General features: G+C 72.7%; 9 protein-coding genes and 1 pseudogene. 7 read left to right on the forward strand and 3 right to left on the reverse strand.

From position 1 onward, the window contains the following. The 5 genes from ABZ749_RS16825 to ABZ749_RS16845 all read left to right on the forward strand — a co-directional run. A partial coding sequence (locus ABZ749_RS16825; RefSeq protein ID WP_357228600.1) for a RidA family protein occupies positions 1-271 on the forward strand: 271 nt, incomplete at its 5' end. Positions 272-394: 123 nt separating this feature from the next. Beyond that, entirely contained in the window at positions 395-1,231 is an 837-nt protein-coding gene (locus tag ABZ749_RS16830; RefSeq protein WP_357228602.1) for an MBL fold metallo-hydrolase, read from the forward strand. Continuing rightward, complete coding sequence (locus ABZ749_RS16835; protein ID WP_357228605.1) at positions 1,228-4,854, forward strand: adenylate/guanylate cyclase domain-containing protein; 3,627 nt, start codon at positions 1,228-1,230, stop codon at positions 4,852-4,854. Before ABZ749_RS16830 ends, ABZ749_RS16835 begins: the two co-directional genes overlap by 4 nt. A gap of 200 nt (positions 4,855-5,054) precedes the next feature. Continuing rightward, complete coding sequence (locus ABZ749_RS16840) at positions 5,055-5,558, forward strand: hypothetical protein (protein WP_357228607.1); 504 nt, start codon at positions 5,055-5,057, stop codon at positions 5,556-5,558. A gap of 30 nt (positions 5,559-5,588) precedes the next feature. After that, positions 5,589-7,085 carry a serine/threonine-protein kinase gene (locus ABZ749_RS16845; protein ID WP_357228610.1) on the forward strand — a complete coding sequence of 499 codons (1,497 nt, stop codon included), beginning with the start codon at positions 5,589-5,591 and terminating at the stop codon, positions 7,083-7,085. Here the strand turns inward: ABZ749_RS16845 and ABZ749_RS16850 are convergent. Beyond that, positions 7,072-7,413, reverse strand: a complete 342-nt coding sequence (locus ABZ749_RS16850) for a hypothetical protein (protein WP_357228613.1) — start codon at positions 7,411-7,413, stop codon at positions 7,072-7,074. The two genes, ABZ749_RS16845 and ABZ749_RS16850, sit on opposite strands and share 14 nt — an antisense overlap. 168 nt (positions 7,414-7,581) lie before the next feature. Between ABZ749_RS16850 and ABZ749_RS16855 the strand changes: the two genes are divergently transcribed. Together ABZ749_RS16855 and ABZ749_RS16860 are read left to right on the forward strand one after the other, a co-directional pair. Next, the gene (locus tag ABZ749_RS16855) at positions 7,582-8,523 is read left to right on the forward strand and encodes a transporter substrate-binding domain-containing protein (protein ID WP_357228615.1); all 942 of its coding nucleotides are present in this window, start codon (positions 7,582-7,584) and stop codon (positions 8,521-8,523) included. Next, positions 8,520-9,725, forward strand: a complete 1,206-nt coding sequence (locus ABZ749_RS16860) for a hypothetical protein (RefSeq protein WP_357228618.1) — start codon at positions 8,520-8,522, stop codon at positions 9,723-9,725. The genes ABZ749_RS16855 and ABZ749_RS16860 overlap by 4 nt, the downstream gene beginning before the upstream one ends. Before the next feature lie 137 nt (positions 9,726-9,862). Here ABZ749_RS16860 and ABZ749_RS16865 read toward each other — a convergent pair whose 3' ends face one another. Both ABZ749_RS16865 and ABZ749_RS16870 read right to left on the reverse strand, forming a co-directional pair. Further along, positions 9,863-11,026, reverse strand: coding sequence for an acyl-CoA dehydrogenase (locus ABZ749_RS16865; RefSeq protein ID WP_357228620.1), 1,164 nt, complete (start codon positions 11,024-11,026; stop codon positions 9,863-9,865). Next, positions 11,023-12,210, reverse strand: a pseudogene (locus ABZ749_RS16870) (biotin/lipoyl-containing protein); the annotation flags it as partial. The gene ABZ749_RS16865 and the pseudogene ABZ749_RS16870, both read right to left, overlap by 4 nt. Between the last annotated feature and the right edge of the window lie 93 nt (positions 12,211-12,303).

Here is a 12,303-nt window from a genome sequence, read left to right on the forward strand (position 1 = left end):
GAAGGATCTGGCCCAGCGGTGCGGGCTCAACGCGCTGGCCGCTGTCGACTCGCTGGTCGGCCTGGAGAACGTGGTCAAGGTGGTCAAGGTGACCGGGTTCGTGGCCTCCGCGCCCGGCTTCACCGGTCAGCCCGCCGTGATCAACGGTGCCTCGGATCTGTTCGGCACCGTCTTCGGGGAGGCCGGCCGGCACGCGCGCAGCGCGGTGGGCGTGGCCGAGTTGCCCCTGGACGCCCCGGTGGAGATCGAGCTGATCGTCGAGGTCGCCTGACGCGTCCCCATCGCCCCCCGATCTTGCACTTTCTGCCCGGACGAAAGCCCTGAACGGGGATGAATCAGGGGCCGCAAGTGCAAGATCGTGGGGTGTGGCGAGCGGGGTCGTACGATCGCAGCCATGAGCGGGCACGTGACGGGGGCGGTGGCGGCGCTTGCCGACGAGTTGCCCCGCTGGGTTTCACTGCTGCGTGCGCCGAACCCGGGGCCGATGACCCTCGACGGCACCAACACCTGGGTGCTGCGCGCCCCGGCGGCCGAGTCCGGCATCGTGGTCGACCCGGGGCCGGCGGACGAGGGGCACCTGAGCCGGATCGCCGAGCACGGCCCGGTCGGGCTGATCCTGATCACCCACGGCCACCCCGACCACACCGAGGGCGCGGCCCGGCTGAGTGAGCTGCTCGGCGGCGTGCACGTGCTCGCCGCCGACCCGGCGCACACCATCGGTGGTGAGCCGCTGACCGAGCCGGGCGAGCACTTCGGTGGCTTCGGTCTGCACGTCAGGCTGCTGCAGACGCCAGGGCACACCGCCGACTCGGTCTGCTTCCTGGTCGAGCACGGCGACGAGCGGGTGGTGCTCACCGGTGACACCATCCTCGGCCGGGGCACCACCGTGGTCGCCCATCCCGACGGTCACCTCGGTGACTATCTGAGCAGTCTGGAGCTGCTGTCCGCGTACCGGGGAATCCCGGCGCTGCCGGGACACGGCCCGGCGCTGGCCGACTGCGCCGCCGCCGCCGACTTCTACCTCGCGCACCGCCGGGCCCGGCTCGACCAGGTCCGGGCGGCGGTCGCCGCCGGTGCCCGGACCCCCGCCGACGTGGTGGCGACGGTCTACGCGGACGTGGACCGCTCACTCTGGTGGGCGGCCGAATGGTCGGTCCGGGCCCAGTTGGAGTATCTGGGCGTCGACACCGGGGAATCCGCGCCCGGGGTCAGTGGGTTGGAGCACATGTGACCTGCCCCGTGTGTGGAACCGTTGCCGTTCCCGGCGCGCGGTTCTGCCACAACTGTGGCGCCGCGCTGCCGGCCGCCGCCACGTTGCCGGCGGCCGAGCGCCGGGTGGTGACAGTGCTCTTCGGCGACCTCTCCGAGTTCACCTCCTGGTCGGAGGATCTCGACCCGGAACGCGTCGGCGCCGTCACCGACCGGGTGCTCGCCGCCCTCGCCGGTGCCGTGAAGACGTTCGGCGGGCACGTCGACAAGCTGACCGGTGACGGCATCATGGCGGTCTTCGGTGCCCCGGTGGCGCACGAGGACGACGCCGAACGCGCCGTCCGGGCCGCTCTGAGCATGCAACGGGCCGTCCGCCGGGTGCTCGACGACGAGCGGGGCGGCGGCGCTCCGCTCGGGCTGCGGGTCGGGTTGAACACCGGCGACGTCATCGCGGGCATCCAGGCCGCCATCGAGTACACGGTCATCGGCGACACTGTGAACACAGCGGCCCGGCTCGCCGACGCCGCCGCCGTCGGGGCCGTCTACGCCGGTGGACGCACCGCTGCGGCCACCAGGCACGTCTCCTCCTGGCGGGCGCTGCGTCCGCTGCGGCTCAAGGGCAAGCGTGAGCCCGTCGAGGCGTACGAGCTGCTGGGTCTGCTGGACGCGCCGGGCACCCGCTCGGGGCTCGGCGACGAGGCGCCGTACGTCGGCCGGGAGACGGAGATCGGCCGGGTCGCCGGCCGGCTCGCCGAGGTGATCGACCAGGGCGACCCGCGGGTGCTGTTGATGACCGCCGAGGCAGGCATCGGCAAGTCCCGGTTCGCCGCCGAGGTGGAACGCCTCGCCGCCGGCTACGACGTCGGTGCCGGTCGGTACGCGGCGCACACCGGGGCCCGGGTGCTCTCGGTGCGCTGTGCCGCGTTCGGGGAGCGGCGACGGCTCGCGCCCCTGGCCGATCTGGTGCGGGCCGCCGTCGGTCTGCCCAGCGACGCGTCCACCGCGTTGACCCGCCCGGCGGTCGAGGAGCGGCTGCGCCGGCTCGGGCAGCGGCTCGCCCGCTCCGGCGCGGAGACACCACCGATCGCCACGGAGCAGCTGCTGGCCCTGCTCGGCTACGCCGAACTCCCGGCGCACACCGGCGGCGACAGCGGCGAGTGGGGCGGCTCGGGCACTCCGGCCGCAGACGCCGAGGTGGTGCCGAACGCGGTCGCCGACCTGCTCAGTGGGCTCGCCTCGGAGGCGCCGCTGGTGATCGTGGTGGACGACCTGCACGATGCCACCGCCGAGACGATCAGTGCCCTTGGGTTGACCCTGTCCAAGCTCACCGGCCCGGTGCTGGTGCTGCTGCTCGGCCGCCCCGAGTTGGTGCGTACCGCTGGGGCGCTGACCCGGGTCGCGGACGCCGAGGTGCACTCGCTGCCGCCGCTGCGCGGTGCCGACGCGGCCCGGCTGCTCACGACTTACCTCGGCGGCGGCAAGCTGCCGCAGGCCGACACCGACCGGTTGCTCGCCACCGCGCAGGGCAATCCGTTCTACCTGGCTGAGCTGGTCACTCTGCTTATCGAACGGGGCGCGCTGACCACGGAATCTGTCCGGGCCGCCGCTGATCGGCCAGGCTCCGGCGATCGGGACCAGAGCGGGGCGAACGGCTGGCGGTTGGTGCCGGGGTCGCTGGGCAGCCGGCTGCTCTCCCGGGACCTCGCCGCCGTGCTCGCGGCCCGGATCGACGCGTTGCCGCCGGACGCCCGGTCGGTGCTGCGCGACGCGGCGGTCACCGGTGACACGGTGCCGACCGGCGCGCTGGAGGCGATGCGGGAGCTGCGCGGTGGCCGCGACGGCAGACCGTCGGCCGTGGTCGCCGTCGAGCTCGACCGGGCGGTCGAGGAGTTGCTGCAACGCCGCATGCTGCACCGTTCTCGTACCGGCTACTCGTTCGCGACGCCCCTCATGCGGGAGGCCGCGTACGCCGGGGTGAGCAAGGCCGAGTTGGCCGAGCGGCACGCCGCGCTGGCCCGGTGGGCGGCACCGGCGGACGAGGCCACCGTCAGCACTGTCGGCGGGTTCACCGACGAGGCCCGGGACGACTTCGTGGCGATGCACGTCGAGCGGGCCGCCACGCTCGCCGACGCGGTGAAGCTGCGCCCGGACGCGCCGGCCCGTGCGGTGGTTCCGCTCGGCGTGGCCGCGCTCGGACGCGCCGCCCGCCGGTCGATCTCCGCCGGTGAGCCGGCCATGGCCGTCGAGTACGCCGAGCGCGCCACCGAACTGGCCCGCGACGGGGTGCCGGCAGCCGACCGGGTGGTGCACGCGCGGGCGTTGCTCCAGGTCGGCCGGGTCTCCGACGCGTTGGCGTACGCCGAGAAGATCGCCGCGAACGCGGGGGACGAGGTCACCCGGGTCAGTGCTCTCCTGCTGGCGGGGCAGGCCCAGGAGACCCTCGGCGATCAGGGCCGGGCGGTGACCGCCTGGCAGGAGGCGTTGCAGGTGGCCACCGAGGGTCGACTGCCCACGCAGCGTGCCACGGCGATGCGCCGGCTCGGCATGGCCGACTTCGTGGCGGGGCGGCTGAGTCAGGCGAGCAGCCGGTTGGCGGCCGCGTACCAGGTCAGCCTCGGTGCGCAGGACCGACGCGGGCAGGCGTGGTCCCTGCAGAACCTGGCCTGGGTGACCACCACCCGGGGTGACTTCGCCGGGACCGACGCGGTGCTCGGCCGGGCCGCCCGACTCTTCGCCGAGCTGAAGGACCCGTACGGGCGGGCCTGGCTGCGCGGCACCACGGCGTTCGCCCGGCTGCTCGCCGGCCGGCTGCGCGAGGCGTGTCGGATGGCGCAGGTGTTCCTGCCGTTCGGCGAGCGGGTCGGTGAGGCGTGGGCCGTGGGCACGTTGCGGGCGGTGGCGGCGTTCGCCACTGCCGAGCTGGGGGACCTGGCCGAGGCGGACCGGGAGGCCCGGCGGGCGTACCGGGAGTTCGCCGCCGCGTCCGACGACTGGGGGCGCGGGTTCGCCCTGGTGGTCCGGGCGGTGGTGGCGCGCGGCCTGGGCGAGCCGGAGCACGCTGCGGACCTGCTCACCGACGCCCTGGCGTACGCGGAGCGCACCTCGCATCCGCTGCTCACCGGAATGGCCGGCACGCTGCGCGGCTTCGTCGCGTTGGACATGGGCGACTGCGAGACGGCCGAGCGGGTGGCCCGCGCGGTGCTGACCGCCGTGGAGCCGCACAACCCGCAGGCCCCGGCGCAGGTGGCACCCCGGGTGTTGCTGGCGACGGCCCGTCTCGCCGCCGGCGACCCGGCGACAGCGGTCGGGCTGCTCGCCCCGGTGGCCACTGCCGCCGCGAACGCACCCTCGCTGCTGTTCTCCCGCCGTCAGACGATGGCTCAGTACGCTGCGGCGCTGCTCGCTCACGGTCAGCGGGAGCAGGCGTTGGACTGGGCTCGTCGGGCGGTCACCGCGCCGGCCGAGGACGTGCGTAGCCAGGTGATCGCGGCGAGTGTGCTGGCCGAGGCGTTGGCTGCCTGTGGTCATCCGGCGGAGGCGCTGTCCTGCGCGCAGGAGGCCGTTCGCCTGGCGTACGCCACCGAGCAGCGCAGCGAACGAGCCGCAGCCGACGCCCTGCAAGCCCGCCTGTCCGCCCTGGTCTGACCCCCCGCCCACCGCTGTTGATCAAGAGGTTTCGGTCAGATTCCGGCCCGCCGGTGACCGAAAGCTCTTGATCAACGCGACCCCGGGGGGTGCCGGTTCTGCCGGTTCTGGGGATGTGGTGGTCGGGGGGAGCGGCTAGCGTGTCACCACCGCGTACGGGTCCACAGTGGTGACCCTCGCCGTGCCTGGGGAGGCCCTTCATGAAGCTGCCGCGATCCATCGCGGGCTGGACCATCGCGGTCTTCGGCGTGTTGGCGCTGGTGATGGGCGCGGTCGGGCTGCTCTGGCCGGAGGCGCAACTGCGCATGCTCGGGTTCGAGGTGCCGGCGACGCGGGCCGTCGGTGATCACACCGGGACGTTCCTGCTGGCGTCCTCGATGGCGGCCTTCAACATGGGCGTCTACTACCTGCTCGCCACGGTGACCGAGTGGCGGGCGTTCTACCGGTTCACGGTGGTCTTCCGGCTGGTCACGTTCACCGTGTTCACCATCGCGGTGCTGGCCGACATAGCTCCCGACCGGTTCTTCGGGGTGGCGGCATGGGAAGGGCTGGGCGCCGTGGCCACCGCCGTCGGTCTGCGTCTGGACGCCCGGCGGGGAACCCCGGCCGGCGATGTCGGATCGTCCGAGGGTGCCGGGACGACTGCGGTCGCCGAGGAGGGTACCGGTCCCGCCGGTGCGGCTCCGGCGGACGCGGTGCGCTGAGCCATCGGTCGGGTTGGGTATTTTCGAGCGGTGACCGACACCCCGACCGGCGGCGTGCCAGTGCCGATCGTGCCCGGCCTGACTGATTTGCGGGTCTTTGCCCGGGGCGGGTACGCGACCGTCTACCGGGCCACCCAGATCTCCGTGGGTCGCGAGGTCGCCGTCAAAGTGGAGAACCGGACGCTGGACAGCGAGCGCGATCAGGCCCGCTTCCTGCGCGAGGCGCGGGCGGCCGGTCGGATGTCGTCCCACCCGCACGTGGTGGACCTCTTCGACGTGGGGGTCACAGTCGATCAGCACCCCTACCTGATCATGGAGCTCTGCGACGGCTCGTACGCCGAACGGATGCGCACCTCACCGCTCGGCCCGGTGGAGGCCCGCGACCTCGGCATCAAGATCGCGGACGCGCTGGCCCACTCGCACGCCGCCGGGGTGCTGCACCGGGACGTGAAACCGGCGAACATCCTCCACTCGCACTTCAACTCGGCGGTGCTCGCCGACTTCGGGCTCGCCGTCCTCGCCGAGCACCGCGACGCCTCGGTCACCCTGGAGGTGCTCACCCCGGCGTACGCGCCGCCGGAGATGTTCAGCCACAGCCCGCCGTCTCCGGCCGTCGACGTGTACGCGCTCTGCGCCACCCTCTACGCGGTGATGCACGGCCGGCCGCCGCGCTGGCAGTCCGAGCGCAACCCGAGCCTGGTCACCGTGCTGGAGATGTTCAACCAGCCGCTCCCCTCGCTGCCCGGGGTGCCGGACGAGCTGATCGACGTGCTGCGCGTCGGCATGGCCAACGATCCGGGCGAGCGTCCCTCCGCCCTGGAGTTGCACGACCTCCTCAACAACCTCCCACTCGGCTCGCCTGCGGCACCCGTCAGCGGCGCTCCGGTCAGCGGTGCCGCGACGCTCTCCGGCCCGTACGCGGCCAGCCAGCCGGTGCCCCGATCGTCGATCGAGGACACTCAGCGAGCGGACCCCACCGGTCGGCGTTGGCGGCGCTGGCTCTTCGGTGGTGCCGGGGTGCTCGCGCTCGCCGCCTCCGCGACCGCCGGTGCCTGGATCGCCGACCGGGCACCGCCACCCACCCCGTACCCGTCGGCCACCCAGATCGCCGCACCGGCGACCGGGCCGCTGCCCGGCTGCTCCACCGGCACCGGTGCACCCACCGCCCTGCCCGAGGGTGCCCGGTGTCTGCCCGAGCTGGAGTGCTTCGGCCCGATGCGGATCCGCGGCAGCCGCGCCGAGGCGGCTCGGCTGTCCTGCGCCGGCCGACACACCTGGGAGACGTACGCCGAGGGCATCCTGCCGGTGTCGCTGGTTGGCGCCGACTACGACGAGGTGACCGCCGCCGAGCCGGTGCGGCAGGTGTGCAGCGCCAAGACGTTCCGGTTGACCACCGGGATCGGCGAGGCGACCGGCTGGCACCTGGAGGTGCTACCGCCGATCGACGGCAGCATCGACCGGACCTACCGGTGTCTGGCGGGGCGCGGCGTGGACGCGCTCACCGCGCCCACGCTCACCGGCCGCTGAACCCGTCCGACCCGCGTCGGCGGTCACGCACCGCACGCAACGCGTCCCTGGGGTCGAGGGCATCGAGGGTGTCCGCGTCGATCCCGTACGGCATCAGCTCGGGAGGCCCGATGGCTGCCGACCGGTCCGCCGGCTCCGGGTCGTCGACCTGACGGGCGGCCGAGACCGCGACCCCGGCGACCATGGTCATTAGCACGCAGAGCAGCGCGAGAACCACGCCGAGGAGGTCCTGTCGGCGCCACACGACCAGCATGACCAGCGGCGCAAGGGCTCCCAGCGCCGCGAGCACCGCCACCGTGCGCGCATCGGGTCTGGACAATCGGCTCACGTGTCCAGCATGTCGCGACCTGGCCGGCTGTCAACCGCAGAGCCGACCGCCGCGCGGATCGACGTCGATCCGAGCCGTCCACTAGACAGCGTCCACCGCGCGCACACGGATTGGACAAGAACCGCTACTCTCGGTGTTCCGCAGGCCCTTCCGGTAGCGAGGTCGCCCATGAACTCAGGCAGTTCGCAGTCCCGGCTCCGCTCGATCGCGTCGACGCTGGCGGTCGCTCTCACCCTCGTGCTCGCCGCCGCGGCCGGTTGCGACAGCCGGAAGGAGCCGGACCTGCCCTCCGTACAGGAAAAGATGCGCGAGACGCACATCTACGGTCAGTCGAAACTGCGGATCGGTGTCGCCACCAACGAGCCGCTGATGGGTGAGTTGCGAAACGGCCAGCACGTCGGGTTCGACGTCGAGATCGCCCGGTACATCGCGGCCTCCCTCGGCTACGAGGGGGACCAGCGGCTGGAGTTCGTCTCGGTCGCGACCGAGGACCGCATCCCGTCGCTGCAAGGTGGCACCGTCGACCTGGTGGTGTCCAGCTTCTCCATGACGGAGGACCGTAAGCAGCTGGTCAGCTTCGCCGGGCCGTACTTCGTCACCACGCAGGAGGTGATGGTGCCGATTCGACTCAAGGACAGGATCCGCACCATCGAGGACCTGCGCGACCCGGCGTACAAGGTCTGCACCAGCGGCGGCTCCACCACGGAGGCCGAGTTGGAGAAGCACCAGGTCAAGACATTCGTGGTCAAGGACGTCGGCGACTGCGTCGACGGTATCCGGAAGGGGCGGTACGACGCGGTCAGCTCCGACGAGTCGATCCTCGCCGGTTTCCTGGCCAGCTTCCCGAAGGAGTTCGAGCTCGTGGACATGCCGTTCGGCACCAGCGAGTTGCTGGGCATCGGCGTGCCGATCGGTGATCCCGCACTGCGCGACCTGGTCGCGTTCTTCCTGCAGAAGAGCTACGTACAGGGCCGCGATGGAGATGCCAGCCCCTGGCAGACCGCGTACAACCGGACCCTGGGCCCCTGGCTGAAGGCCGAGAAGCGCCAGCCGCAGCCGCTGGAGGTGCCGAAGCTGGTCGACTTCGACGACAAGGCCCCCGCGAAGTGAGCGCGGCGCCGACCGCCACCGGCGGCGACGGACCGGTCCCGCCGCCCCGCACGTCAGTGCCCGGCGGCGACGCGTCAGCGATCGACGGTACGGCCGCAGCGCCGCCGGCCGTCGATCGTCCGGTCGGCGCGGAAGGTGACGTTGCCTGGCCGGCCGCGGTGCCGGTCGCCGAACCGGCCGAGCCGGTCGTCGCCGCGGTTGAGCCGGGGCGGGTCCGCTGGGATCCGGCGGAGCGGCGTGCCCGCGCCAGCCAGTCGTTCTGGACGGCGGTGGTGGGCGTGCCGGCGATCTTCTCGGTGCTCCGCCTCGGCGTGGAGGCCGGCGGGGAGCTCCAGACCACGCTGCTGCTGGTGGCCAACGTCGGGCCGGTGAACCTGCTCGCCGGTTTCCTGACCACGGCGGCGCGGCTGCTCTCCACCGGGCTGGTCGCCGTCTTCGCGCTCGGCGCGGTACTGGCCGTCAGCGCGGACCGGCTTCCGCCGGGCACCCGTCGCCGCCCGCTCTTCGCCCGCTGGGCCGACATCACTCCGGCCTGGGTGGTGCTGGCCAGCTTCCTGCTCGCGCTGATCACCTGGCCGTTGCTCTATCTGCCGTTGCTGCTGCCGGCGTTCGTGGCCGCGTTCCAACTGAGCCCGGCGCGGCTGCACGAGCGGGTCGCGCCTCGGTTGCTGCTGATCGGCGCGCTGCTCGCCGGGTACGGCTGGCTGATGCTGCCCACGATGCGCGACGCGATGCGGCAGGGCGACGAGTGGCTGGTGCTGGCGCTCATCGTGGTGCCCCCGCTGCTCGCGCTCTTCGTCGCGGGGCCGCTGCCGGGCCTGGTGATCCGGCCGCTGGCGTCGGTGACCGAGGTGGCGGTGCTCGCCACCCTGGTCTGGGCTGCGGTGCCGGTGATCACCACGCCGGTGTTGCCGCTGACCGTCACCACGGTGGGCGCGGAGAGTGGGCCCACCGAGGACGTTCGCGGGCACGTGGTCACCACCGACGACGTCAACATGGTGATCCTTCAGGAACGGGGCGGTGTCCGGTACGTTCCGGTCGGTCTGGTCCGCGCCCAGGTGCTCTGCCCGAGCGAGGAGGAGCTGCCCCGCCACCAACTGCGCATTCACGACTTCCACGTCGAGGATTCGCTGTTGGAGGGCATGGGTCGGCGGGTCCGCCCAGTCCACCGCATAGACGCCGCCTGCCGCACCCCAGCCTGACCCCAGCCCCGCCCTGCCCCTCCCCGGCGCAGCGATCTTGCACTTACTGTCCCGACATAGCGGGCATTCCGCGCGTAGCGGCAACCGAAAGTGCAAGATCGGCGCGAGCGGGGCGCAGCCACGGCAGCTCAGCGCCGTCAGTACGACTTGTCCTGGCCGAGGACGTGTTGGGCCACGAAGTTGAGGATCATCTCGCGGCTGACCGGGGCGATCCGGCCGGCCCGGACCGCGCCGAGCAGAGTCGCCACCCCGTACTCGGTGGTCATTCCGGCCCCGCCGAGCACCTGTACGGCGGTGTCCACGGCGAGCGCGGCGGCCTCCCCGGCCGCGTACTTGGCCATGTTGCCGGCCACCCCGGCCTCCAGGTCGCGGCCGGCGTCGTAGAGGGTGGCCGCCTTCTGGATCATGAGGCGGGCCAGCTCCACCTGCACAGCCGCGTGGGCCAGCGGATGCGACACCCCCTGGTGCGAGCCGATGCTCCGACCACCCCAGACCTTGCGGGTGGCGGTGTACTCACTGGCCCGCTCGATGGCGTACCGACCGGTGCCGGCACCCATCGCGGCCACCGTGATCCGCTCCGGGTTGAGCCCGGCGAAGAGCGCCGGCAGCCCGGCGTCCAACGACTCACCGAGCAGCGCGTCGGCGGGCACCCGCACGTCGTCCAGGTAGAGCAGGAACTGGTTCTCCGGAGACACGATCTCCATGTCCAACGTGGACCGCGTCAGCCCGGCCGCGTCGGTCGGCACCAGGAACAGCGCCGGCTTCAACTTGCCGGTGGAGGAATCCTCGGTGCGGGCCACCACCAGCACGTGACCGGCCTCGTCGACTCCGGAGATGTAGCACTTGCGGCCGTTGAGCAGCCAACCGTCGCCGTCACGGCGAGCCACAGTGCCGAGCCGGTGGAAATTGGAACCGGCCTCCGGCTCGGTGATCGCGAAAACGATCTTCTGGGAGCCGTCGGCGAGGCCCGGCAGGTGCCGCTTGCGCTGCTCCTCGGTGCCGTGCCGAGTGAGCACCGTCGCCGCGATGGCGGGGGAGACCACCAGCAGCAGCAGCGGGCAACCCGCAGCCGCCAACTCCTCGCAGACGATGGCCAGCTCGGTGATGCCGCCGCCTCCGCCGCCGTACTCGGTGGGGATGTTGACCCCCAGGTAGCCGAGCCGTCCGGCCTCCGCCCAGAGTTCGGTGGTGTGTTCGCCGGCCCTCGCCTTCTCGACGAAGTAGGAGTGGCCGTACCGGCGGCCGAGCGCCCGCACGGCGTCGCGCAACTGGTCCTGCTCGGGGGTGAGGTCGAAGGTCATCGGGGGTCCTTTTCGTCGACAACGGCCAACACGGCGCCCGTCTGCACCTGACCGCCGGTTGGCACCGGCAACTCGGCGACAACGCCGTCGATCGGGGCGAGCACGGGATGTTCCAGCTTCATCGCTTCCAGCGTGAGCAGCGGATCGCCGGCCGAGACCCGCTGGCCGACCTCGACGTGCACCCGGGTCACCACGCCGGGCAGCGGCGCGAGCAGCGACCCGGCCGCCACCGCCGTGGTGGGCAGCGGGAGACGCGGTAGCTCGGCCAGGCTCGCCGCCCCGTCCGGGCCGTCCACGAAGACAGCCGACCCCACCCGGTGTACGCGGTACGCGCGGCGGACCCCGTCGACGTCGAGCACCGCCCGGTCCGCTGTGGCCTCGACCAGCGCCACCGTCGGTCGCTCGGCCGACTCCTGCGCCGCCGACGTGCTGGACCAGTCGGCGAGCCGGCCGACCCGGTCCAGCCGGTAGCGGATCTCGATCTCGTCGCCGTCCGGCCCGAGAAAGCGGGTGGTCTGGGGAACGGCGGGCACGTTGCGCCAGCCGGAGGGGAGCCCGGAGAGCGCCGGTGCGGTCGCCCGGCGCTGGGCGGCCGTGGCCAGCGCCGCGGCGAGGGCGGTGACCGGCAGCCGGTCGGCGGGCAGCAGCGGAGTGAAGACCTCCGAGTGCCGGTCCAGGAAACCCGTGTCGATCTCCACGGCGGCGAACGCGGGGCTGCGCAGCACCCGGACCAGCAGATCCCGGTTGGTGGTCACCCCATGCAGCTCGGCCCGGGCCAACGCGCTGGCCAGCAGCCGGGTCGCCTCCGCGCGGGTACGACCCCAGGCGACCAACTTCGCGAGCATCGAGTCGTAGTGCACCCCGACCACCGAGCCGGCCAGCACACCCGAGTCGAGCCGCAGGCCCGGCCCGGCCAGCCCACCGAACTCGGTCGCCACATCGCCGACGCTGAACCGGTGCAGGGTCCCGGTGGCCGGCCGCCAACCCGCCGCCGCGTCCTCGGCGCAGAGGCGCACCTCGATCGCGTGCCCGGCGCTCGCCGGCAGGGCCGCCGGCAACGGCTCACCCTCGGCGACGAGCAGTTGCAGACCCACCAGGTCCAGACCGGTGCACAACTCGGTGACCGGGTGCTCGACCTGAAGGCGGGTGTTCATCTCCAGGAAGAAGAACTCACCGCCCGGGGACGGCGGCTCGTCGCACTTCCTGCTGCATTCCGGCGCGGTCTATCTGCACCAGGGTGTCTCGTACGTGGTCGACCAGCTTGACCTGGCCGACGG

Source organism: Micromonospora sp. NPDC047753 (assembly GCF_040642735.1).
In the GTDB taxonomy this organism is placed as follows: Bacteria; Actinomycetota; Actinomycetes; order Mycobacteriales; family Micromonosporaceae; genus Micromonospora.

Bases quoted from the DNA above. Each gene is read 5' to 3' on its own strand.
- ABZ749_RS16840 (WP_357228607.1), top strand. From the start codon at position 5,055: ATGAAGCTGCCGCGATCCATCGCGGGCTGGACCATCGCGGTCTTCGGC.
- ABZ749_RS16830 (WP_357228602.1), top strand. From the start codon at position 395: ATGAGCGGGCACGTGACGGGGGCGGTGGCGGCGCTTGCCGACGAGTTG.
- ABZ749_RS16865 (WP_357228620.1), bottom strand. From the start codon at position 11,026: ATGACCTTCGACCTCACCCCCGAGCAGGACCAGTTGCGCGACGCCGTG.
- ABZ749_RS16855 (WP_357228615.1), top strand. From the start codon at position 7,582: ATGAACTCAGGCAGTTCGCAGTCCCGGCTCCGCTCGATCGCGTCGACG.